The organism is Pseudomonas sp. PLB05, assembly GCF_021106615.1.
Classification (GTDB): domain Bacteria; phylum Pseudomonadota; class Gammaproteobacteria; order Pseudomonadales; family Pseudomonadaceae; genus Chryseomonas; species Chryseomonas benzopyrenica.
Map to the genome: position 1 here is coordinate 123,756 of NZ_JAJOHO010000003.1, position 22,477 is coordinate 146,232.

The 22,477-nt window shown below is 66.7% G+C and carries 18 protein-coding genes and 1 other RNA gene; 5 read left to right on the forward strand and 14 right to left on the reverse strand.

Annotated elements, in window-relative coordinates:
- The first annotated feature begins 78 nt into the window (after positions 1-78).
- The gene (locus LRS53_RS13285) at positions 79-681 is read left to right on the forward strand and encodes a cysteine dioxygenase (RefSeq protein WP_231356220.1); all 603 of its coding nucleotides are present in this window, start codon (positions 79-81) and stop codon (positions 679-681) included.
- Entirely contained in the window at positions 678-2,246 is a 1,569-nt protein-coding gene (locus tag LRS53_RS13290) for a rhodanese-related sulfurtransferase (RefSeq protein WP_231356221.1), read from the forward strand. The genes LRS53_RS13285 and LRS53_RS13290 overlap by 4 nt, the downstream gene beginning before the upstream one ends.
- Here the strand turns inward: LRS53_RS13290 and LRS53_RS13295 are convergent.
- Positions 2,243-2,890 carry an alpha/beta family hydrolase gene (locus LRS53_RS13295; RefSeq protein WP_231356222.1) on the reverse strand — a complete coding sequence of 216 codons (648 nt, stop codon included), beginning with the start codon at positions 2,888-2,890 and terminating at the stop codon, positions 2,243-2,245. The genes LRS53_RS13290 and LRS53_RS13295 overlap by 4 nt on opposite strands.
- Before the next feature lie 112 nt (positions 2,891-3,002).
- On the opposite strand from LRS53_RS13295, the gene hemN reads away from it, so the two are divergent.
- A complete protein-coding gene (hemN, locus tag LRS53_RS13300; protein ID WP_231356224.1) occupies positions 3,003-4,385 on the forward strand; it encodes an oxygen-independent coproporphyrinogen III oxidase in 1,383 nt (460 codons plus the stop codon).
- A 63-nt stretch (positions 4,386-4,448) separates the two neighbouring features.
- Complete coding sequence (gene fnr, locus LRS53_RS13305; protein WP_017639628.1) at positions 4,449-5,180, forward strand: fumarate/nitrate reduction transcriptional regulator Fnr; 732 nt, start codon at positions 4,449-4,451, stop codon at positions 5,178-5,180.
- Between the two features lie 45 nt (positions 5,181-5,225).
- On the opposite strand, the gene LRS53_RS13310 is transcribed toward fnr, so the two are convergent.
- The 12 genes from LRS53_RS13310 to LRS53_RS13365 form a co-directional block, all read right to left on the reverse strand.
- Entirely contained in the window at positions 5,226-7,643 is a 2,418-nt protein-coding gene (locus LRS53_RS13310; protein ID WP_231356225.1) for a TonB-dependent siderophore receptor, read from the reverse strand.
- 75 nt (positions 7,644-7,718) lie between these two features.
- Positions 7,719-8,648 (reverse strand): DUF4880 domain-containing protein, encoded by a 930-nt coding sequence (locus LRS53_RS13315; RefSeq protein WP_231356226.1) that lies wholly within the window; start codon positions 8,646-8,648, stop codon positions 7,719-7,721.
- Positions 8,645-9,154: a sigma-70 family RNA polymerase sigma factor gene (locus LRS53_RS13320; protein WP_017639625.1), complete on the reverse strand. Its 510-nt coding sequence runs from the start codon at positions 9,152-9,154 to the stop codon at positions 8,645-8,647. Before LRS53_RS13320 ends, LRS53_RS13315 begins: the two co-directional genes overlap by 4 nt.
- Before the next feature lie 98 nt (positions 9,155-9,252).
- Positions 9,253-9,852 carry a recombination mediator RecR gene (gene recR, locus LRS53_RS13325; RefSeq protein WP_231356227.1) on the reverse strand — a complete coding sequence of 200 codons (600 nt, stop codon included), beginning with the start codon at positions 9,850-9,852 and terminating at the stop codon, positions 9,253-9,255.
- Positions 9,853-9,914: 62 nt separating this feature from the next.
- Positions 9,915-10,241, reverse strand: a complete 327-nt coding sequence (locus tag LRS53_RS13330) for a YbaB/EbfC family nucleoid-associated protein (RefSeq protein WP_007162246.1) — start codon at positions 10,239-10,241, stop codon at positions 9,915-9,917.
- A gap of 33 nt (positions 10,242-10,274) precedes the next feature.
- Positions 10,275-12,257, reverse strand: coding sequence for a DNA polymerase III subunit gamma/tau (dnaX, locus tag LRS53_RS13335; RefSeq protein WP_231356228.1), 1,983 nt, complete (start codon positions 12,255-12,257; stop codon positions 10,275-10,277).
- Between the two features lie 178 nt (positions 12,258-12,435).
- On the reverse strand, positions 12,436-12,717 hold the full coding sequence (locus tag LRS53_RS13340) for a hypothetical protein (RefSeq protein WP_173148215.1): 282 nt from the start codon (positions 12,715-12,717) through the stop codon (positions 12,436-12,438).
- 190 nt (positions 12,718-12,907) lie between these two features.
- An RNA gene (gene ffs / locus LRS53_RS13345) (signal recognition particle sRNA small type) lies at positions 12,908-13,004 on the reverse strand.
- Positions 13,005-13,092: 88 nt separating this feature from the next.
- The gene (locus LRS53_RS13350; protein ID WP_064308480.1) at positions 13,093-14,859 is read right to left on the reverse strand and encodes an ABC transporter ATP-binding protein; all 1,767 of its coding nucleotides are present in this window, start codon (positions 14,857-14,859) and stop codon (positions 13,093-13,095) included.
- The gene (locus LRS53_RS13355; protein WP_017639611.1) at positions 14,856-15,977 is read right to left on the reverse strand and encodes a beta-glucosidase; all 1,122 of its coding nucleotides are present in this window, start codon (positions 15,975-15,977) and stop codon (positions 14,856-14,858) included. The genes LRS53_RS13350 and LRS53_RS13355 overlap by 4 nt, the downstream gene beginning before the upstream one ends.
- A gap of 8 nt (positions 15,978-15,985) precedes the next feature.
- Positions 15,986-17,164 carry a UDP-galactopyranose mutase gene (gene glf / locus LRS53_RS13360; RefSeq protein ID WP_093249076.1) on the reverse strand — a complete coding sequence of 393 codons (1,179 nt, stop codon included), beginning with the start codon at positions 17,162-17,164 and terminating at the stop codon, positions 15,986-15,988.
- On the reverse strand, positions 17,155-18,333 hold the full coding sequence (locus tag LRS53_RS13365; RefSeq protein ID WP_093249078.1) for a glycosyltransferase family 1 protein: 1,179 nt from the start codon (positions 18,331-18,333) through the stop codon (positions 17,155-17,157). Before LRS53_RS13365 ends, glf begins: the two co-directional genes overlap by 10 nt.
- 359 nt (positions 18,334-18,692) lie before the next feature.
- Between LRS53_RS13365 and galE the strand changes: the two genes are divergently transcribed.
- The gene (gene galE, locus LRS53_RS13370; RefSeq protein ID WP_231356229.1) at positions 18,693-19,781 is read left to right on the forward strand and encodes a UDP-glucose 4-epimerase GalE; all 1,089 of its coding nucleotides are present in this window, start codon (positions 18,693-18,695) and stop codon (positions 19,779-19,781) included.
- Between the two features lie 213 nt (positions 19,782-19,994).
- Here galE and ligA read toward each other — a convergent pair whose 3' ends face one another.
- A complete protein-coding gene (gene ligA / locus LRS53_RS13375) occupies positions 19,995-22,379 on the reverse strand; it encodes an NAD-dependent DNA ligase LigA (protein ID WP_231356230.1) in 2,385 nt (794 codons plus the stop codon).
- Positions 22,380-22,477: the final 98 nt, after the last annotated feature.

Consider the following 22,477-nt stretch of genomic DNA (forward strand, 5'->3'; position numbering starts at 1 on the left):
CAATCAATCTAAGGTCTCCGGCTTCGGCCTTGCTTTAATGGCTGGCACCAACCACCCGACCTCCACCTGGAGCCCTCCATGACCCTTAGGCTCGACCGCTTGCGCCAGTTCCTGCACGACCTCGCCAGCCTGCTCGACGAACGCCCGGCCGAGCCGCAGCTGCTGCAGCGCGGCGCCGTCCTGCTTGGTGAACTGGTCCGCCATGACGACTGGCTGCCCGAGGACTGCGCCCTTCCCCATCCCGAGCGCTACAGCCAGTACCTCCTGCATGTCGATGCCCGCCAGCGCTTCTCGGTGGTAAGTTTCGTCTGGGGGCCGGGCCAGGCCACGCCGGTGCATGACCATCGCACCTGGGGCCTGATCGGCATGCTGCGCGGTGCCGAGCTTGCCCAGGGCTTCGCCCGGGGCCCCGCCGGTCGCCTGCTGCCGGAAGGCGCGCCCGTGCGCCTGGAGCCGGGCCAGGTGGAAGCGGTCTCGCCGCGGGTGGGCGACATCCACCAGGTCAGCAACGCCCATGCCCACCGCACCTCCATCAGCATCCACGTCTATGGCGGCAACATCGGTGCCGTGCGCCGCGCCGTCTATGCCGTGGATGGCCAGGAAAAGCCCTTCATCTCCGGCTACACCAATCGCCAGCTGCCCAATCTGTGGGACCTGTCCCAGGAGACCGCCACGCCATGACCGCCATCCGTACCGCCGAAGACATCCGCCAGGCCCTGCTTACCGGCACCGAAGTCGCCCTGCTCGACGTCCGCGAGGAAGACCCCTTCGCCGCCGGCCATCCGCTGTGGGCCGCCAACCTGCCGCTGTCGCGCCTGGAGCTGGAGGCCTGGTCGCGACTGCCGCGCCGCGACGTGGCCATTACCCTCTATGATAATGGCGAGGGCCTGGCCGAACGCGCGGCCGAACGCCTGCGGGTCCTGGGCTACACCGACGTGGCCCTGCTCGACGACGGCCTGGCGGGCTGGCGCGCCAGCGGTGGCGAACTCTTCATCGACGTAAACGTGCCGAGCAAGGCCTTTGGCGAGCTGGTAGAGGCACGGCGCCATACCCCTTCGCTGCCCGCCGAGGAGGTCCAGGCGCTGCTGGAGCAGGACGCCGATCTGGTGATCCTCGACGCCCGCCGTTTCGAGGAATACCAGACCATGAGCATTCCCGGTGGGGTCAGCGTGCCGGGTGCCGAACTGGTGCTGCGGGTGGCCGAGCTGGCACCCGATCCGCGGACCCGGGTCATCGTCAATTGCGCCGGCCGTACCCGCAGCCTGATCGGCGCCCAGTCACTGATCAACGCCGGCATTCCCAATCCGGTGGCCGCCCTGCGCAATGGCACCATCGGCTGGACCCTGGCCGGCCAGACTCTGGAACACGGCCAGCAACGCCGCTTCGGTGCGGTGAGTCCGGCGACCCGGGCGACCGCCGCCGTCCGCGCCCGCCAGGTCGCCGATCGCGCCGGCGTCGCCCGCCTGCCCTTCAGCGAACTGGAGGCCTGGCGCAGCGACGCCCAGCGGACCAACTACCTGATCGATGTGCGCACTCCCGAGGAATACGCCGCCGGCCACCTGCCCGGCGCCCGCTCGACGCCGGGGGGCCAGTTGGTGCAGGAGACCGATCACAGCGCCCCGGTGCGTGGTGCTCGCCTGGCCCTGGTGGACGACGACGGCGTGCGCGCCAACATGAGCGCCTCCTGGCTGGCGCAGATGGGCTGGGCGGTTGCGGTGGTCGACGACATCCCGACCGGCGCCCTGAGCGCCACTGGCCCCTGGCAGGCACCGGCGCCCACGCCGGGGCCGGTGGAGCGCATCTCGGTGACGCGGTTGCAGGAATTGCTGGCCGAGCCGGGCACCCTGGTAGTGGACGTCACCGCCAGTGCCAATTATGTGCAAAGGCATATCCCGGGCGCCGCCTGGGTGCTGCGCGCCGATCTGCCCGCAGCGCTGCCACCCGCCGAGCGCTATGTCTTCACCTGTGGCAGTGGCCAACTGGCCGCCTTCGCCGCCGTCGATGTCCAGGCCACTACCGACCGGCCGGTCCTGCTGCTGGAGGGTGGCACCGCGGCCTGGCTGGCCGCCGACCTGCCGGTGGAAGCCGGCGAGACACAGCTCTTGTCGACTCGACGTGACCGTTACCGGCGCCCCTACGAGGGCACCGACGCCCCACGCAAGGCCATGCAGGCCTACTTGGACTGGGAGTTCGGCCTGGTCGAGCAGTTGCGGCGGGATGGCACCAGCGGCTTCCGGGTCATCTAGCCGCCGGTCCGCACGAAGGCCGCCACCCAGGCCGCCGTCTCCACCAGCGCCTGGGAATGGCTCAGGCCGCTGCTCTTGAGCGGCTTGAGATCATGGTCGGCGGTGGCGATCCACTGCACCTCGATGCTTGGCGCCAGGGCATAGCCCGCCACCTCCTCCCGCGTGCCCAGGGCATCGCGCTCGCCCTGGACGATCAGGGTCGGCGTGGCCAGGGTCGCCAGGTGCTCGGTGCGCAGCCGCTCGGGCTTGCCCGCCGGGTGGAAGGGATAGCCGAGGCAGATGAGGCCAGCCGCACCCAGTTCGTCGGCCAGCAGACTGGCCATCCGCCCGCCCATGGACTTGCCCGCCAGCCACAGTGGTCCGCTTTCTGCCGCGCGCCAGGTAGCGACCATGGCCCTCCAGTGCTCCAGCAGGACCGGGGCCGGATTGGGCGGGCGCCGTTTGCCCTCGGCGCGCGCTCGCGCCATGTAGGGAAAGTCGAATCTCAGGGTCCGGATATCGCGCCGGGCCAACTCCTCGGCCAGCTGTTGCAGGAAGGGGCTATCCATCCCCGCGCCGGCGCCATGGGCCAGCAACAGGGTCGCCAGCGGCGTACCTGCGGGTCGGCATTCGTGAAAGCTGTCGAGGTACAACTCGTCTGCCATGGCCTACTCCTCGTCAAAACGCCAGAGCTTAACCGGCTATCCATTGATCTGGATCAATAAAGCGCAGGCCGTGCCCCTCACACTGGACACCTCGAAACCATTGGAGCCCGGCATGACAGCCGCCCTCGCCTGGGACGCCGACCTCATCGCCCGCTATGATCGCGCCGGCCCCCGCTACACCTCCTACCCCACCGCCGTGCAATTCCACGACGGCATCGGCCCCTTCGACCTGCTCGGCGCCCTGCGCCTGAGTCGCCAGGCCGGACGCCCGCTGTCGCTCTACCTGCACGTGCCCTTCTGCGCCAACATCTGCTACTACTGCGCCTGCAACAAGGTCATCACCAAGGACCGCAGCCGCAGCGCCGCCTACCTCGACGCCCTGCGCCAGGAGATGATCCTCACCAGCCGGCACCTGGATGGCGCCCAGCGGGTGGAGCAACTGCACCTCGGTGGCGGCACCCCGACCTTTCTCAATCCCATGCAGCTGCGCGAGCTGATGGCCGATCTGCGGCGCCACTTCACCCTGGCCGACAGCGACCGCGGCGACTACTCCATCGAGATCGATCCGCGCGAAGCCGACTGGAGCACCATGGGCCTGCTCCGCGAGCTGGGCTTCAACCGCGTCAGCTTCGGCGTCCAGGACCTGGACCTGCAGGTGCAACTGGCGATCAATCGCCTGCAGCCCTTCGACGACACCCGCACCCTGGTGGAGGCCGCCCGCGCCCTCGACTATCGCTCCATCAACCTGGACCTCATCTACGGTCTGCCCCGGCAGACCCCGGCCAGCTTCGCCCACACCGTGGAGCGGGTGCTAGAACTGCAACCGCATCGCCTGTCGGTGTTCAACTACGCCCACCTGCCACAGCGCTTTCCGCCGCAGCGGCGCATCGAGGCCAGCGAACTGCCGGACCCCGCGGCCAAGCTGGAGATGCTGCAGCGCACCGTGGAACAACTGCTGGGTGCCGGCTATCGCTACATCGGCATGGACCACTTCGCCCTGCCCGACGACGACCTGGCCATCGCCCAGGAAGACGGCACCCTGCAGCGCAATTTCCAGGGCTACACCACCCACGGTCACTGCGACCTGCTGGGCCTGGGCGTCTCCGCCATCAGCCAGGTCGGCGACGTCCTCTGCCAGAATACCCCCGACCTTGCCCGCTACCAGGAGCGCCTGGGCCAGAGCGAGTTGGCGGTGGCCCGTGGCCTGCGTCGCTCGCGGGACGATCGCATCCGTGGCGCGGTGATTGCCCAGCTGATCTGCCATTTTCAGCTGGATTTCGCCGCCATCGAACGCAGCTGCGAGCTGGATTTTCGCCACTACTTCGCCGACGCCTGGCCGCAGCTCGAGGCCATGGCCGCCGATGGCCTGATCCGCCTCGATGCCCGCGGCCTGCAGGTGCTGGCGCCCGGCCGCCTGCTGATCCGTGCCTTGTGCATGCTGTTCGACCGCTATCTGCCGGGCCACGACAATCAGCGCTTTTCCCGGGTGATATGACCCATGCCTGCCACGACTGCTAAAGTTAGACTTTTGGAACCAGACGAGAAGCGACCCTCCCCCATGACCGAGCCCCTCAAGCTGCGCACCGCCCAGGCCCATTGCAAGGATTGCAGCCTCGCCTCGCTGTGCCTGCCGCTGTCGCTCGATCTGAAAGACCTGGACGCCCTTGACCAGATCGTCAAGCGCGGCCGGCCGCTGGCCAAGGGCGACCACCTGTTCCGCCAGGGCGATACCTTCGGCTCGGTCTATGCGGTGCGTTCCGGCGCCTTGCGCACCAGCAGCCTGAGCGATGCCGGCGAGGAGCAGATCACCGGTTTCCACCTGCCCAGCGAACTGGTCGGGCTGTCGGGCATGGACACCGAGCGCTATCCGGTCTCGGCCCGGGCGCTGGAGACCACCACCGTCTGCGAGATCCCCTTCGAGCGCCTGGACGAACTCTCCGAGCAGCTGCCGCAACTGCGCCGCCAGCTGTTGCGGGTGATGAGCCGGGAGATCCGCGACGACCAGCAGATGATGGTGCTGCTGTCCAAGAAGAGCGCCGACGAGCGCATCGCCACCTTCCTGGTCAATCTCTCGGCGCGCTTCCATGCTCGCGGCTTTTCCGCCCAGCAATTCCGCCTGAGCATGTCGCGCAACGAGATCGGCAACTTCCTCGGCCTGGCGGTGGAAACCGTGTCGCGGGTCTTCACCCGCTTCCAGCAGAGCGGCGTGCTGGCGGCCGAAGGCAAGGAAGTACGCATCCTCGACTCCGCCCGCCTCTGCGCCCTCGCGGGCGGCCAGCTGGAAGGCTGAGCCGCTTGCGCCTGCCGCTCAGCCAGCAGCAGGCGCCCGGCCCCTCTAGAAGCTGTAGCTGACCGTCGCGGTCACGTTGCGCTCCTCCCCGAAATAACAGAAGTCCAGGCTGTAGCAGGACGCCACATAGTCCTTGCCCATCAGGTTGTTGGCATTGACCCGCGCCGTGAGCCCTGGCATCCCCAGTCGGGTGAAGTCATAGGCCAGCATGGCATCCACCAGGGTGTAGGCCGGTACCTTGCGGGTGTTGGCCTTGTCCGCCCAGCTGGTGCCCACATAGCGCGCCCCGGCGCCGACGCTGAAACCCGCCAGGGGTCCCGCCAATTCGTACTGCCCCCACAGCGACGCCTGGTGCCGCGGCGCCTGATTCGGCGTATTGCCCTGGGTGCCGTCCAGCGCCTGGGTGTACTCGATGTCGGTGAAGGTGTAGCTGCCCAGCAGCTTGAGCCGCTCGGCCAGTTGCAGATGGCCCTCCAGCTCCAGGCCCCGGGAGCGGATCTCGCCCACCGAGGAATAGAAGTCTTCCTGGGGCAACTTGGTCGCCACGTTTTCCTGGGTGATGTGGAACAGCGAGGCGGTATAGAAGCTGGCGCTGCCCGGCGGCTGGTACTTCAGGCCCAGCTCCCACTGCTTGCCCTCGGTGGGCTCCAGGGGATTGCCCGCCGCGTCGTTGTAGGCGTTGGGATTGAAGGAGGTGGAATAGCTCAGGTAGGGCGCCAGGCCGTTGTCGAACAGATAGAGCGCTCCGGCACGGCCGCTGGCCTGGCCACGGCGCGCGCTGCTGCGGGTGCCCGCCAGACGATCCTCGATGCCGATTTCCACCCAGTCCTGGCGTAGACCCAGGGAAAGGCGCCAGCGATCCAGTTCGATGAGATCCTGCAGGTAGACGCCGGTCTGCGCCAGCTCGCGGCGGTATTCGGTGCCGGGGGAGACGGCCACCTGGCCGCCGTAGTTCGGCGCGAAGGCGTCCAGCGGATCCGCCGTGCCACTGGGCCAATCCACATGGGTCCAGCGACGCTGGTAGTCCAGCCCGGCGAGCAGGGTGTGCCGGCTGCCGGCCCAGTCGAAGTCCGCCTGGACCAGATTGTCCAGGGTATAGGCGTGCAGGTTCTCGCGACCGCCGGAGTAATAGCGATTGAGCAGGTTGCTGGCGCCGACATAGCCGTAGCCATAGACCTGCTCCAGTTCGACCCGCGACTTGGCGTAGCGGAAGTTCTGCCGCGCGCTCCAGACGTCGTTGAATCTGTGCTCGAACTGATAGCCGACCATCTGCTGGGTGCGTTCGAATTTATCGTGATCGGGCTCGCCGTCGAAAAAGTGGTTGCTGATGTAGCGACCATTGCGCCGATAGAGACTGCCCTCGGCCGGTACCCCACTGTGGTAGCCACCGTCCGGGTCTTTTTGCAGATAGGCCTGCAAAGTCAGGGTGGTGTCGTCGCTCAGGTCGATGGCCAGGCTGGGCGCCAGGGCATAGCGCTCTTCTTCCACGTGGTTGAACTGGGTATCGCTGTGCTGAGCGAGGCCCACCAGGCGATAGGCGATACGCCCCTCCTCGTCCAGCGGCCCGCCGAAATCGAAACCGGCGCCGTGCTGGCCGAGGTTGCCCAGGGTGGCCTGGACCTGGTGATAGGGCTGGTACAGCGGCTTCTTGCTGGTGAGCGCCACAAGGCCTCCCGGCAGACTGCGGCCATAGAGCACCGAGGCCGGCCCTTTGACCACGTCGATGCGCTCGAGAAAGTAGGGATCGACCTGCAGCGAGCTGAAGGTGCCGCTGTCGCCCATGGTCTTGAGGCCGTCGAGAAAGACGTTGTCGACGCTGTTGTCGGCAAAGCCGCGCATCACCACATAGTCATAGCGATTGGACGCGCCGATCTGGCCGGTGAAGATGCCCGGGGTGTACCTCATGGCCTGCTGCACGGTCTTGGCACCCTGGTCATCGATCTGCTCACGGGTCACCACCGAAACCGACTGGGAGGTTTCCAGCAGACCCTTGCTGGTTTTGGTGGCCACGTTGCTATGGGTCGCCAGGTAGCCATCGGTCTCGCCCAGGGCATTGCCCAGGGCGAAGCCGGTCACCGTGGTCTCGCTGAGAGACGTCACCCCGGTCGCGGCCGCCGACTCCAGGCGATAGCTGCCATCGGCCTGACGCACCGCCTGCAAGCCACTGCCCTGGAGGATCTGCTGGAAGCCCTCAGTCGGTGTGTAGCGGCCCTGCAGGCCCGGACTGCGGCGACCCTCCAGCCCCTGGACGGGGGCCGACAGCAGTACCCCGCTCTGGGCGGCGAAGGTGCTCACCACCGTGGCCAGGCTACCGGCCTCGATGCGGTATTCCTGGGCAATGGCGGCAGCCTGGGCCAGGCCCTGGGGCGCGGCCAGGCTGGTGATACCCAGCGGTACGGTCAGGGCGAAGGCGCGCAGGGCGCGGCGCAGGGGATGCAGCGTGAAACGGGTATAGCGATGCATGGAGGGCCTCGAAACAGGGATCGTTTCCCCTAAGCCCCACGAGAACGCCAAAGGGGAACCGCCGGCGGCAATTTTTTAGGCGGGCACGATCTGCACCCACCAGGGCAGGCGCCGCTCCACCCGTACCGGCAGGCTGTCGGCCAAGGCCGCCAGCGCGCGGTCGGTATCCGCGAGGGGATAGCTGCCCACTACCCGCAACGGGGCGACCGTAGCGGTGCAGGTCAACAGGCCCGGGCGATAGCGATCCAGCTCCGCCACCAGGGCTACCAGCGACCAGTCGTCCACCACCAGTCGCCCCTGACGCCAGAGTTGCCGCCCCGGATCGACGCGACCCAGCGGCTGCACGGCGGTAGGCGTCAGCAGGGCCTGCCTCCCTTCCGCCAGAGTCTCGGGCCTGGCCTGGCGTGGCAGCAGCTGCAGAGCACCGCTGTAGGCCGCGACCTCCAGACCGCGGTCACGCGCGCGGACCGCGCAGCAGCCCGCACCGAAGCGCACCCGACCCGGCGTCGCCTCCAGCACCGTGGGCGTGGTTCCGCCGCGGCTTTCGAACAGCGCCTCGCCGCGCAACAGCCGCCAATGGTTCGCAGTCTCCTGCGCCAGCTGGCTGTCGGTGTTGAGCCAGACGCGTACCCCGGCCGCCAGATCGAAGGCGCGGATCTCGCCGACCGCCGTGCTCAGCGCAGCGCTCTGCCCCAGCCGCCAGTCGTCCGGCCGCGCCCAACCAAGGGCCAGACCACCCAGCGCCAGTCCCAGCACCTTGAGCGCCCGCCGTCGTCCCAGGGATTCGCGCCGCGCCAGGGCCATCCGCCCCGACGGCGGCAGACCGCCGAAGCGGGCGCTGATCTCCTCCACCCGCGCCCAGGCCACGGCGTGGCGACTATCCGCCTGTAACCAGCGCTCCCAGGCCCGCTCGGTGGCTGGATCCACCTCGTCGGCGGCGAGTTCGGCGAACCAGTTCGCCGCCTCTTCCAGAGGCCCACCCGGGCTGGGTGTGAGAAGACTCAAGACACCAATTCCAGGCAATGCAGCATGGCCTGGGCCATGTACTTCTTGACCATCCGCTCCGACACGCCCAGACGCCCTGCGATGACGGCATAGGTGAGCCCTTCCAGCTGTGCCAGCAGAAAGGCCTGGCGCACCCGGCCAGGCAGGCGGTCGAGCAGCGCATCGAGTTCGGTGAGGGTTTCCAGGATGAGCGCCTGGGCTTCCGGCGAAGGCTGTACGGCTTGCGGTCGCGCGGCGAGCGCTTCGAGATAGGCGCGCTCCAGGGCCTGGCGCCGCCAGTGGTTGGCCAGCAATCCCTGGGCGATGGTCGCGAGGAAGGCACGGGGTTCACGCAGCCGTTCCAGCTCTCCTTCCCGGGCCAACAGCCGGACGAAGGTGTCCTGGGCCAGGTCGGCCGCCTGCCCCAGGCAACCCAGCCGCCGCTGCAGCCGCTCGCGCAGCCAGCCGTGGTGGTCCAGGTAGAGGGTCCGGATATGTCCGTGCCGGTCGGACTCGAGCGTCTGCATCACCATCCTCGGAAGCAGCTGACTTCCGATAATGATAATGCTTCTCGATCACAAGATACAGGCCTGTTGCCCTTTCAAGGCGACGGGATAGCGCAGCGCTAGAGCGAGATCGGCTTGCGCCCGGCGAAGGCGTGGGTCAGGGTGCCGCCGTCGACCAGATCCAGCTCGCCACCCAGGGGTACGCCATGGGCGATCCGGGAGATGGTCAGGCCCTTGGGCGCCAGCAGTTGGGCGATATAGTAGGCGGTCGCCTCGCCTTCAACCGTGGGATTGGTGGCGATGATCATCTCCTGGAACCCCCCTTCGCTAACGCGCCGTTCGAGTTCGGGCACGCCGATGGCGTCCGGGCCCAGACCGTCGATGGGCGACAGGTGCCCCTTGAGCACGAAGTAGCGTCCGCGATAGCCGGTCTGCTCCACGGCGAAGACATCCATGGGGCCTTCCACCACGCAGAGCAGGCTGTCGTCACGCCGAGTATCGGCGCAGAAGCCGCAAATCTGGTCTTCGCTCAGGGTACGGCAGCGTTGGCAGTAGCCGACCCCTTCCATGGCGGCGTTGAGGGCACTGGCCAGGCGCAGGCCACCCTGGCGTTCGCGTTCGAGCAGTTGCAGGGCCATGCGCTGGGCAGACTTCTGGCCGACGCCGGGCAGGACCCGGAGCGCATCGATCAATTGGCGAATCAGGGGACTGAAGCTCATGGACTACCGTACTGGAAGGCGGGAGGAACGGGTGTCCAGCGGACACCCGCAACTGGAGCGTCTTAGAAAGGCATCTTGAAGCCGGGCGGCAGCTGCATCCCGGAGGTCATGCCGGACATCTTGTCCTGGCTGTTCTGCTCGATCTTGCGCACGGCGTCGTTTACCGCGGCGGCGATCAGGTCTTCGAGGATTTCCTTGTCTTCCTGCATCAGGCTGTCATCCAGGCTGACCCGCTTGACGTCGTGTCGGCCGGTCATGACGACGCTGACCAGGCCGGCACCGGATTGCCCGGTCACTTCGGCGTTCGCCAGCTCTTCCTGCATCTTCTGCATCTTTTCCTGCATCTGCTGGGCCTGCTTCATCAGGCCGGCCATGCCACCTTTCATCATGTCTGCTACCTCGAACTATGAATGGAAAACCGGTCAGGCTTGGGTGTCGACCGGCTCGATGGTACCCGCGCGCACCGTGGCGGCGAACTGTTGCATCATCTGGCGGATGAGCGGGTCGTCCTGGATGGACTGCTCCGCCTGCCGCTGCCGCTCCGCCCGGCGCCGCGCGGCGGCCTGGGCGGGCGTCTCCTGCTCGGGGGTCTGGATGGTGACCTCGAGCGCGATGGGACGTCCTTGCTGCTGATTCAGCGCATCGTTGAGCCGGCGCTGCTGGTTGGCGTTGAACAGGGCGCTCTGCGCCGGATCCAGGTGTAGGTGCCAGCGATCGCCGTCCACCGCGACCAGGGTGCAGTTGGCCGCGATGCTGGCGGTCAACCCGCCCAGCTTGAGGTCGGGGAACAGGGTCTGCCAGTCGGCCGCGAGGCCCGTGGCTGGCTGCACCGCCGGCGTCGGCGCCGCAGCGATTTCGTCGTCAGCCGGATCGCCAAGGCTGTCGAGATAGTCGTCCAGCCCCACCTCGTAGTAATCCTCGGCCGGCGGCGGCTCTTCGTCACCGTCCAGATCGTCACCGGAGGTGTCCGCGGGCAATTCGGCGATCACCGTGGCTTCAGGGGTCGCCTCGACCTGGGGGGTCGGTAGCGTCCTGGATGCGACCGGCGCACCAGCCGCCTCGACCGGAGTCGGAGCCGGAGCCGCCTTGGTCGCCACGGGCGCAGGGTCCTCCCAGGGAAGATCCACCGGCTCTTCTATTGGGGTGGTATTACTCACTACCGGCGTTGCCTGGACAGGCGCAGGGGGCGTCTCTTGCACTGGAGGGCGCGCAGGCGCAGCCGCTGCCGGAACCGCCGCGGCCACCGGACGGGGGTTGGAGTCAGCCGTGGCCGGGCTGGCTCCCGTCGTCTTTAGTGCCGGTCGCTCGGCAATCGCCGCACCGGCAGGCCGGAAGGCCAGCATGCGCAGCAGGACCATCTCGAAGCCGTGGCGTGGGTCGGGCGCCAGCGGCAGATCGCGCCGGCCCACCAGGCCCAGCTGGTAGTAGTACTGGACATCTTCCGCCGGCAGCGTCTGCGCCAGGGTCAGCACCTGCTCGCGATCGCCCTGGCCATTGTCCACCGCATCGGGCAGCACCTGGGCGATGGCCACGCGGTGCAGCACATTGAGCAGCTCGGCCAGCACCCCGCCCCAGTCGGGGCCCTGCTCGGCCAGATGACGGACCGCATCCAGCACGGCACGACCATCCCCTTCCAGCAGGGCCTGGAGCACGTCGTAGACCTGGCCATGATCGAGGGTACCGAGCATGGCGCGCACGTCGGCGGCGAGTACCTTGCCCTCGCCAAAGGCGATCGCCTGATCGGTCAGGCTCATGGCGTCGCGCATGGAGCCATCGGCCGCACGACCCAGCAGCCAGAGGGCATCGTCCTCGAAGGGAATGCTCTCCGCGGCGAGTACGTGCTGAAGATGGGCAACGACCCGCTCTGGCGGCATGTTCTTCAGCGAGAACTGCAGGCAGCGCGAAAGGATGGTGACCGGCAGCTTCTGCGGATCGGTGGTGGCGAGCAGGAACTTGACGTGGGGCGGTGGCTCTTCCAGCGTCTTGAGCAGCGCATTGAAGCTGTGGGTGGAGAGCATGTGCACCTCATCGATGAGGTACACCTTGTAGCGACCGCGGGACGGTGCGTACTGCACGTTCTCCAGCAGCTCGCGGGTGTCTTCCACCTTGGTGCGACTGGCGGCGTCCACCTCGATGAGATCGACGAAACGGCCTTCGTCGATCTCGCGGCACACCGAGCAGGTGCCACAGGGCGTCGAGCTGATGCCGGTCTCGCAATTCAGGCACTTGGCCAGGATCCGCGCGATGGTGGTCTTGCCCACCCCGCGGGTGCCGGTGAACAGATAGGCGTGGTGCAGCCGCTCGTTGTCCAGCGCATTGATCAGCGCCTTGAGCACATGGGTCTGGCCGACCATTTCGCGGAACGACCGCGGGCGCCATTTGCGCGCAAGAACCTGGTAACTCATCGAGACCTGATCAGGAGAAGACGTAGGGGGAGCACATGCTAACGAAGAGGGACCGCGAATGCATCCCGCGGCGCGGCATCGGAGCGATGCCGTGCGGGCTGCGGCTACCTCCCTAGATGAAGGCGGCCAAGCGGCTTTTCAAGCGATCAGGAGGGAAAGCGCCAGCGAAAAAGCCGTTTCAGGCACGCAGGCAGTGGTCTTCACCATCGGCCAAGACCACGCTGGAGACGTAGGCTGCCAGGGCATCCAGCTGGCCACGCAGTCGGGTCACGGTGGCGTTCATCTTGAAGGGATTGCTTGCCTCCTCGTTGGTCAGGTCGATCCTGATCAGCAGCAGGGGCTCACTAGGATGGTAGATGTGGGCGATCAACGTCGCTGCGGTATCGCGTCGGCAATCGATGCGATAGGGATGGAGACCATTGCTCAGGGCGCGTCCTGCGCTTTCGAGTCCGTTCTTCACGATGAATCCTTGGACATTTGTCCAGTAATGATGAGACGGCGCGCATGATGGCATAGAGCCAGGAGCCAAAACAGTGCATTTCGTCACGAAAGCCCTGTGGAGCGGTTAACCAGGCAGTGCGAGCAGAAGGAGGGAAGAAGGCAGGGAGAAAAGCGGAGATGGGAAAAGCGAAGGGCAGAAATGGAGGTGGCCCCGCCAGCCACACCCCGGCACACGACATCACCGCTGCGGCTGCTCCCTTCCGGGCCTGACCGGGTTCACGGTTGATCGTTGCGGGGGGACCGACAGAGCCACCATAACGCCTCACCCTGAGGTGAGGTGCGTCATTCTACGCGGTTGGGGCGAAGTTGCAAGCCATACAAGGACTTAGGTTCGCTAGGGTGCTGCCTGCAGGTCCCAGAGCGCGGCGAAACTGCCCTCCCCCTCGCGCAGCCGCTGCGGCGGGCCGTCCTCGACGATGACGCCCTGCTCCAGCACCAGGATGCGGTCGAAGCCGGTCAGGGTGGATAGCCGATGGGCCACCGCCACCACGGTGCGGCCCTCCATCAATTCCAACAGTGCCCGCTGGATGACCGTCTCGGAATGGCTGTCCAGCGCCGAGGTGGCTTCGTCGAGGATGAGGATGGGCGCATCCTTGAGAAAGGCCCGGGCGATACCCAGACGCTGGCGCTGACCACCGGAAAGCAGCACGCCGCGCTCGCCCACCGGGGTGTCGTAGCCCAAAGGCAACTCGCGGATGAAGTCGTCGCAATAGGCGTGGCGGGCCGCCGCCTCTACCTCGACGTCGCTGGCTTCCGGACGGCCATAGCGGATGTTCTCGCGAATGCTGCGATTGAACAGCGCGGTCTCCTGGGGCACCACGGCGATGCGCTGGCGCAGGCTGTCCTGACTGACCGTGCGGATGTCCTCGCCATCGATGCAGATCCGTCCCTGCTGGACATCGTCGAGGCGCTGCAACAGCCCGATCAGGGTCGACTTGCCGGCACCCGACGGCCCCACCAGCCCGATCTTCTGGCCGGCCGGCACTTCCAGATCGAAACCCTGGAACACCTGCCGCCCATCGGGATAGCGATAGTTCACGCCCGTAAAGCTCAGGGCGCCGCGCGCCTGGGTCAGGGGCCGCTCGACATCACTCTGGCCGTGGGGCTGGATAAGGATGCGCAGCGTTTCGCCGATGGCGCCCAGTTGCTGAGTGGTGTCCACCAGCGCCAGGGCCAGGTCACGGGAGCCGTGCAGGATGCGAAAGGTCAGGGCACTGACCATGACCACGTCGCCGGCGGTGATGCTGCCGCGGCTCCACAGTGCGATGGCCCAGGCCAGCATACCGCCGGCCATCAGCGACAGGCAGGTGTCATGGAGTACCCGGGCCTGTTCCAGATGCATCCAGCTGCTGCGCTGGGCACGCGCCTCGACGCCGATGGCCTGGGCCAGTCGCTGCACCTCGCGCTCCCGGGCGGAAAAGGCCTTGATGGTCCAGACGTTCTGCACCAGGTCCACCAGCTCGCCGCCGACATGGGCCGACTGGGCGGCGAAGCGCTGGTGCCGCGCCCGCCCGCGAATGCCGAAGGCGGTGATCACTAAGGCCACGATCAGCACGAAGGCCACCAGCGCTCCGGCCATGCGCAGGTCCACGGTGCAGAGCACCACCACCGCGCCGATGAAGTCGACGCAGGGCGGCATGATCTTCCAGGCCAGGCCGCCGTAGATGGCCCCCGCGGCCGCTCCGGTGGCGGAGATGCGATTGCCCAGGGCCCCGGCGAAATGCTGGGAGAAGTAGTGCATCGGATGACCCGTGAGATAGCGGAACAGATCGACGCGCAGATCGGCGCAGCTGGCCACCACCGTGCGGCAACCCAGCCAGCCACCGCTGCGCCAGAACAGGTTCTCCAGCACGATCAGCGAGATGAACAGCCAGAAGGGTCCCCACACCGCCGCCCGGCGAGCCGGATCGGCCATGGCATCGACCAGCAGCTTCATGCCGTATTGCACCGCCACCGCGCAGGTCGCCGCGCCGACCACCAGCAACAGCAGGCCGCCGAAGTGCCAGGGTCGCAGGCGGACATAGCGCCAGAGAAAGCCGCCGACCCGCTCCGGCAGGGGCCATTCGGCGCGCCGCTGCTCGCGGCGCCTGGCTGCACTCATCGCCCCTCTCCGCCTGCCAGTATCTGGCGTTGGCGCTGCAGGACCTCGGCCAGGGGCTCGTGCAGCGCCCGGCGCCCTGCCCCGTCGGCCATGCCGAACAGCCCGGTGGGACAGAGGCGATCATCGTCCCAGCCGGGATAGTCGAGCACCGGATACAGGCAGATGCCCTGCACCGGCACGCCCTGGCGCAGCGCCCGCCCGACCTGATCGGCGACGTGTTCCAGCCAGGCGGCCCGCGCCGGACCTTCGGCCCCCGTCTCGGCGATCAGCAATGGCCGGCCATAGCGCTGGTGGACTTCGGCCAGCATCCCCTGCAGGGGTCGATAGGCCGGATCGTCCGCCGCCAGGGTACCGCCGTCCAGATACCACTGGTTGTCGGAGTAGTAGTTCAGACCCAGGATGTCCAGGTAATCGGGGCGACCGCCCAGGCCGGGCCACTGACGCCCGCAGAGCAGGTCCCAGGCCTCGAACTGGGCCTGGCGATAGGCCTCCGCGGCCTGGCGCTGCTCGGGGCGGCGCGCGGCGACATGGATGAGCGGATCGATGGCAAGGAACCGCGCCTCGGGCAACTCGTCACGAATCGCCTCGATGGCGGCGATGCTGGCGCGCACCAGTTGATGCTTGAGCTCCTGACCGCGGCCTTGGGCGGTGGGATTGAACAGACCCTGGTCGCCGCCGGCCCAGGCCCAGTAGGAGATCTCGTTGATCGGCGCCAGGCAGGGATGGGTCTCGCCCTCCTCGCGCAGCAGCCGGGCGAAGGCGGCGGCATAGCGGGCGAAGGCATCGACGAAGGCCGGTCGCCAGATATCCAGGTGATCGGGCCAGCCATAGTGACAGAGGTCCCAGATGACCTGGACGTTAGCCGCCCGCGCGGCACGCACCTGCGGCAGGACACTCGACCAGTCATAGCGCTCGGCTTGGGCCTCTACGCGGTGCCAGCGAACGCCGTCGCGCACGGTGCGCAGGCCCTGGGCGGCCACCGCGCGATAGTCTTCCGCGGCCCAGCGATCATGGCCAGTGCTGGCGAGCAGATCCAGGCGTCGGCCATCGGCGCGTCTATGGCTGGAGCATTCGAAGCCGGCCATGAAGAAACTCTGGAAGGGCGAGCGCTCGGCCATCACGTCTTTCATGGTGCCTGCCGTGCCAGGCTTTCGTGATGTTCGGCGCTCTCCCCCGCCGCCGGCCCCAGTTCCGCTTCCTCGATGCGCTTGTAGGCGGCCAGCGCCTGACCCACGACCTGGTCCATGTTGTAGTAGCGATAGGTCCCCAGGCGGCCGATGAAGACGACATTGGGTGTCGCCTCGGCCAGGTGTTGGTAGCGCCGGAAGAGCTCGGCGTTTTCCGGGCGTGGAATCGGATAATAGGGCTCGCCTTCCGCACTGGGATATTCGTAGGTCAGGCTGGTGCGCTCGTGCGTCTGGCCGGTGAGGTGCTTGTACTCGGTGATGCGGGTGTAGGGCACCGCTTCGCTGGGATAGTTGACCACCGCCACCGGCTGGAAGCGCGGCGTATCGCGCGTCTCGTGCTTGAAGGTCAGGGAACGATACGGCAGGCGACCGAAGCGATAATCGAAGAATTCGTCGATCGGTCCGCTGTAGACCAGATGCTCATGAGGGATCAGTTCACGGATCTCACGGTAGTCGGTGTTCACCATCACCTTGATGTTGGGATGATCCAGCATCCGTTCGAACATGCGGGTGAAGCCGTGCAGGGGCATCTGCTGGAAGGTGTCGCCGAAGTAGCGATCGTCGGTGGTGGTTCGGGTCGGTACCCGCGCCGTCACCGAGCGGTCCAGTTGCGACGGATCCAGGCCCCACTGCTTGCGGGTATAGCCGCGAAAGAAGGTCTCGTAGAGTTCGCGCCCGACCTGGTTGATCACCACGTCCTCGGAGGTGCGGATGTCCTCGACCGGCTCGGCGCGGGCGGCGAGAAAGGCTTCGGCGCCCTGCTCGTCCAATTCCAGACCGTAGAGGCGATTGAGGGTGGTCAGGTTGATCGGGATGGGCACCTGTTGACCCGCGACGTCGGCCAGGACCCGGTGCTCATAGGGCCGCCACTCGGTGAAGCGCGACAGGTAGTCGACGATGCGCTGGGAATTGGTGTGGAAGATGTGCGGACCATAGCGGTGCACCAGCACCCCGGCATCGTCATAGTGATCGTAGGCATTGCCGCCGATGTGCGGGCGCCGATCCACCACCAGCACGCGCTTGCCCAGTCCTGCGGCCAGCCGCTCCGCCAGCACGCTGCCGGCGAAGCCAGCCCCCACGATCAGGTAATCGAAACGCTCCAGCGCCGTTACCGCCATTGGATCTTCTCCCGCATCAGGTTACAGGTGCTGTCCCAGGACATCCCGGTCAGCAGGGCATCGGCGCGCGCCAGAAAGGCTTCGCGCTGGTCTTGACTGGCCAGGGCCGCCTCGCAGGCGGCGACAAAGGCCTCGGCGCCTTCGGCGATCCAGACCACACCGCTGTCGCCGTAGGTGCGCACCACATCGGTGATGGGGGTCGACACCACCGGACAGCCTCCGGCCAGGTATTCGGGCGTCTTGGTCGGGCTGATGAAGCGCGTCGCCTCGTTCAGCGCGAAGGGCATCAGGGCCACGTCCCAGCCAGCCAGATAAGCCGGCAACTCGTCATAGGTCTTGCCGCCCAGGTAATGCAGATTGGGCAGCTGCGGCAGGCTGGTCGGATCGATCTTGACCACCGGGCCCAGGATCACCCACTGCCACTGGGGACGCAGCTGCGCTACCGCGGCCAGCAGGTCGAGATCCAGGCGCTCGTCGATCACGCCATAGAAGCCCAGCCGCGGTCGCGCCAGACCGGCCTGGTCTGCAGGCTCCGACAGGGCCGCGCGAGCCTGACCGAAGTGCGCCACGTCCACGCTGCTGGGAAAGGGAAAGACCCGCGGATGGCGGTCACGCTTGGCCTCGTAGAGGCTGTAGCCCCCGGTAAACACCAGATCGGCGCGCTGCAGCAATTCCCGCTCCCGCTGCAGCAGGGTCGGGGGCGCGCCGCGAAAGGCCGAGAGTTCATCCATGCAGTCATAGACCAGGGTCTGCGCCGGGATCTCGCCGGCATAGTCCAGCGCCATGGGCGTGAAATACCAGGCCACCGCCACCGGTTGCCGCAACTCCTGCAGATAGGTTTGCAGCAGTTCCTGCTGGGCGCAGGCTCGGGCTTCCGCGGAGAGGCCGCGAGGCAGATGCGGCACCAATACCCGCACCCCGTTCTCTTCCACCCGCACCTCAAGGTGCGACCGGCCATCCGTGGCATCCAGGGGCTCTTCGCAATAGAGCACGTTGTAGTGCTCGGCGAAGCGCACCATCTCGTGCTGCGGACGCTGGTAGACGAAGCTCCAGCGCAGATGGGCCAGGCATAGCAGCAGGGGCCTGGCAGGATCCAGGGGGCGCTCCGCAACGCGCGCGGGCTGTTTGGTCTTGCCGATCGTTTCGGTATGGGGGCCGGCCCAACTCATGGTGTGCTCCTGTGAGATCGAACGCCTGGCCGAGCGCGGCAAAACAGCCGCGCCCCGGCCGGCACCTTGGCAACTTGCAAAACGTCCAGAGACCGTCCCGAAGGTATCGGCAGGCTGACTGCGCGATATCGAGCAACGTTATCGACTTATCCAATTGGCAAGGGTTCATAACTTTGTCGATGAACTCCCGCTTCGCTAGAACCAATATCTTCATTCACCTTCAGAACAACGTCTACTCGATGAATTGGCATAACTAACGCTTCGCTCGACAAGAACTAAAGCGAAGCGTTAGTTGCACTCGAGCCTGAACGAAACAGTTATTTCGAATTAATAGCTACAGGTTTGGCGAGGACGGTTGCATGTTGATGATCACGGGCGGCGCAGGCTACATAGGTTCTCATACGACGCTGGAGCTGCTCCGTGCGGGCCACGAGGTGGTGATTCTGGACAACCTGGTCAACAGCCGCGTAGAGGTCGTGCAACGCCTTACCACGCTCGCCGGGCGGGCGCCTCTCTTCGTGCGCGGGGACGTCCGGGATCGCGCCCTCCTGGATCGGCTGTTTCAGGAGCTGCCGATCACCGGGGCCCTGCATTTCGCCGGCCTCAAGGCGGTCGGCGAAAGCGTGCAACACCCCCTGCGCTATTTCGACAACAACGTCGGCGGTACCCTGGTGCTCTGCCAGGCCATGGCCGCCGCCGGAGTGCACCAGCTGGTCTTCAGCTCTTCCGCCACCGTCTACGGCCACTGCATTCCACCCATCAGCGAAAGCTGCCCAACCGCCGAGCCCACCAACCCCTATGGCCAGTCGAAACTCATGGCCGAGCAGGTGCTGCGCGGGCTGGCCGGCGCCGATCCGCGCTGGTCCATCGCCGTGCTGCGCTACTTCAACCCCATCGGAGCCCATCCTTCCGGACTGATCGGTGAAGACCCCCAGGGCATCCCCAACAACCTGGTGCCCTATCTGCTGCAGGTGGCCAATGGTCGCCGGCCCTGGCTGGACGTCTACGGCGACAACTACCCGACGCCCGATGGCACCGGCGTCCGGGACTACATCCATGTCCAGGACCTGGCCCGCGGTCATCTGGCGGCGCTGAACGCTCTGGCCCGACGCCCGGGCGTCTCGACCTGGAACCTGGGCACCGGACGCGGACATTCGGTCAAAGAGGTGGTGGCGGCCCTGGAACAGCAACTGGGCCGCGACATCCCCTGTCACTTCGCCCCGCGACGCGCGGGCGACGTGGCCCAGTGCTGGGCCGATCCGGAAAAAGCGTGGCAGGAACTGGGCTGGCGCGCCGAACGCAGCCTCGCCACCATGCTGGAAGATGCCTGGCGCTGGCAGTCGCTCAATCCCCATGGCTATCGCCAGACGACCAAGGCGGCTATCGCTGTGGAAGAAGTTTATGAGAAAGAACAACGTGCGAGCGAACCCACCACGCGCTTCGCTTGAACCCAGAACTTTTTCTTCTTAAAAAATAAGGCTTCGCTTAAACCAGGCGAAGCCATACTTTTTAATTCGTTAACGTGGCACTGCTTGACAGCAATTTTAAGCGAAGCGATTAATACGCAGAAGTCTTGGCACCGCTTCGTTATAACCCAATAACGCCTGCAGTTATTGGCAGGAACAGTAAAGATCAGACCCTTGCGGGCCTGATCCCTGTCGCTAGCGAACGCCTTGCGCCTCGAGGATCTGCAGGAAGGCATCCTCGTCCAGCACCGTGACCCCTAGCTCGTTCGCCTTGGTCAGTTTGGACCCCGCCCCCGGCCCGGCCACCACCACGGCGGTCTTGGCCGATACCGACCCCGACACCTTGGCGCCCAGGGCTTCCAGGCGCTCCTTGGCCGCATCGCGACTCATGGCCTCCAGGGTTCCGGTGAGCACCCAGGTCTGACCGGCGAAGGGTAATCCCTGTACAACCTGGCGCGTGCTTTCCCAATGCATGCCGAAGGCCTTGAGCTGGGCCTCGATGGCCAGCGCCTGGGCGACGTTGTCCGCCTCGGCGAAGTACTCGCGCAGCCCCTGCTTGGCCCGCTCGTTGAGGCCGGACAGGGTCTTGAAGGTCAACCAGTCCTGGGAGCCTTCGATCAGCGCCGCGAGCGTGGGAAAGGCCGTGGCCAGGGTCTTGGCGCCGGTCTTGCCCAGATAGGGAATGTGCAACTGGTCGAGGAAGTCGGCGAAGGTGGCATAGCCGGAGAATTCGGCGTGCACCTCACCCTCGTCGGCCAGCTCGATGCCGTTGGCCAGCAGCGCCTCCAGCACGTCACCGTTGTGCGCGGACTGGAAGAAGTTATGGATCTCGAAGGCCACCTCCGGCCCGATGTCCGGCAGGTAGACCAGCACCTCGGGCAGGGCCTCACGGATACGCTGCAGGCTGCCCAGGGCGCGCGCCAGGCGCTTGGCGGTCTCCTCGCCCACCTCGGGGATGCCCAGGGCGAAGATGAAGCGCGCCAACGTCGGCTGACTGCTGGCTTCGATGGCGGCCAGTAGGTTGCGACTGGACACCTCGGCGAAGCCTTCCAGTTCGACCACCTGCTCGTAGGTCAGGGTGTAGAGATCGGCCGGCGACTTCACCAGCTCGCGGTCTACCAGTTGCTCGACGATGCGATCGCCCAGGCCGTCGATGTCCATGGCCCGCCGCGAGGCGAAATGAATGATCGCCTGTTTGAGCTGGGCCTGGCAGGCCAGCCGGCCAACGCAGCGATAGACCGCACCTTCGCTGACCGACTCCTTGCCCTTGCCGCGCTTGATCAGTTGGGTGCGCTCCACCGCCGAACCACACACGGGGCAATGGGTGGGGATCGCCACCGGCCGGGCATCCGCTGGCCGCCGCTCCGGTACCACCTGCATGATCTGCGGGATGACGTCCCCGGCGCGGCGCACGATCACGCTGTCGCCGATCATCACGCCCAGCCGCGCGATCTCGTCCATGTTGTGCAAGGTAGCGTTGGTCACGGTGACGCCGGCCACCTGTACCGGCTTGAGCCGGGCGACCGGGGTAATGGCCCCGGTGCGCCCCACCTGGAATTCGACATTGAGCAGTTCGGTCAGCTCTTCGCGAGCGGGAAACTTGTGCGCCAGCGCCCAGCGCGGCTCGCGCGCGCGAAAACCCAGCTCACCCTGCCAGTCGAGCCGGTTGACCTTGTAAACCACGCCGTCGATCTCGTAGGCCAGCGCATCGCGCCGCTGGCCGATGTCCTCGTAGTAGACGCGACAGCCTTCCGCGCCCTGCACCTTGCGCAACTCGCGGCTGATGGGGATTCCCCATTCACGCAGCCGCTGCAGGATGTCGTACTGGGTGTCCGGCAGCGCCCCGCCCTCGACCCGCCCGAAACCGTAGCAGCAGAACTCCAGCGGACGTTGGGCGGTGATCCGCGAATCCAGCTGGCGCAGGCTGCCAGCGGCAGCGTTGCGCGGATTGGCGAAGGTCTTGCCGCCGCTTTCCATCGCCCGGGCATTGAGTGCCTCGAAGCCGGCGCGGGACATGAACACCTCGCCGCGCACCTCCAGCACCGCCGGCCAGCCCTCGCCTTGCAGGCGTAGCGGAACGTTACGGATGGTGCGCACATTGGCGGTGATGTCTTCCCCGGTGGTGCCGTCGCCGCGGGTGGCGCCGCGGGTCAAGATTCCCGCCTCGTACAGCAGGCTGACCGCCAGGCCATCGAGCTTGGGCTCGCAGGTGTATTCGACGCCGGAATCCGGCCCGGCGAAGTCGGTCTCGCCGAATTCCTCGCGCAGGCGCTTGCCGACGCTGCGGTCGAAGTCCTGCAGATTCTCATCGGCGAAGGCGTTGCCCAGGCTGAGCATGGGCACCTCGTGGCGGATGGTGCCAAAGGCGGCCAGGGCCGCGCCGCTGACCCTCTGGGTGGGCGAGTCGGGCGTCACCAGCTCGGGATGCTCGGCCTCCAGCGTCTTGAGTTCGCCGAACAGCCGATCGTACTCGGCATCGGGCACGCTCGGTTCGTCCAGTACGTAGTAGCGGTAGTTGTGGGCGTCGATCTCGCTGCGCAGGGCGGCGATGCGGGTGACAGCATCTTGGGCGTCGGTCATGGCGGTCTCTCACTGTCGCCACCCCAGGGGTGGCCCTGACGGCACCAGCGGCGCCGCGGCAAAACTTACAAACAAAAAGAGCAGCCGAGGCTGCTCTT

Excerpts from the sequence above, each read along its gene's own strand:
- LRS53_RS13285 (WP_231356220.1), top strand. The coding sequence starts at position 79 with ATGACCCTTAGGCTCGACCGCTTGCGCCAGTTCCTGCACGACCTCGCC.
- LRS53_RS13290 (WP_231356221.1), top strand. The coding sequence starts at position 678 with ATGACCGCCATCCGTACCGCCGAAGACATCCGCCAGGCCCTGCTTACC.
- LRS53_RS13295 (WP_231356222.1), bottom strand. The coding sequence starts at position 2,890 with ATGGCAGACGAGTTGTACCTCGACAGCTTTCACGAATGCCGACCCGCA.
- hemN (WP_231356224.1), top strand. The coding sequence starts at position 3,003 with ATGACAGCCGCCCTCGCCTGGGACGCCGACCTCATCGCCCGCTATGAT.
- fnr (WP_017639628.1), top strand. The coding sequence starts at position 4,449 with ATGACCGAGCCCCTCAAGCTGCGCACCGCCCAGGCCCATTGCAAGGAT.
- LRS53_RS13310 (WP_231356225.1), bottom strand. The coding sequence starts at position 7,643 with ATGCATCGCTATACCCGTTTCACGCTGCATCCCCTGCGCCGCGCCCTG.
- LRS53_RS13320 (WP_017639625.1), bottom strand. The coding sequence starts at position 9,154 with ATGCAGACGCTCGAGTCCGACCGGCACGGACATATCCGGACCCTCTAC.
- recR (WP_231356227.1), bottom strand. The coding sequence starts at position 9,852 with ATGAGCTTCAGTCCCCTGATTCGCCAATTGATCGATGCGCTCCGGGTC.
- LRS53_RS13330 (WP_007162246.1), bottom strand. The coding sequence starts at position 10,241 with ATGATGAAAGGTGGCATGGCCGGCCTGATGAAGCAGGCCCAGCAGATG.
- dnaX (WP_231356228.1), bottom strand. The coding sequence starts at position 12,257 with ATGAGTTACCAGGTTCTTGCGCGCAAATGGCGCCCGCGGTCGTTCCGC.
- LRS53_RS13350 (WP_064308480.1), bottom strand. The coding sequence starts at position 14,859 with ATGAGTGCAGCCAGGCGCCGCGAGCAGCGGCGCGCCGAATGGCCCCTG.
- LRS53_RS13355 (WP_017639611.1), bottom strand. The coding sequence starts at position 15,977 with ATGGCCGAGCGCTCGCCCTTCCAGAGTTTCTTCATGGCCGGCTTCGAA.
- glf (WP_093249076.1), bottom strand. The coding sequence starts at position 17,164 with ATGGCGGTAACGGCGCTGGAGCGTTTCGATTACCTGATCGTGGGGGCT.
- LRS53_RS13365 (WP_093249078.1), bottom strand. The coding sequence starts at position 18,333 with ATGAGTTGGGCCGGCCCCCATACCGAAACGATCGGCAAGACCAAACAG.
- galE (WP_231356229.1), top strand. The coding sequence starts at position 18,693 with ATGTTGATGATCACGGGCGGCGCAGGCTACATAGGTTCTCATACGACG.
- ligA (WP_231356230.1), bottom strand. The coding sequence starts at position 22,379 with ATGACCGACGCCCAAGATGCTGTCACCCGCATCGCCGCCCTGCGCAGC.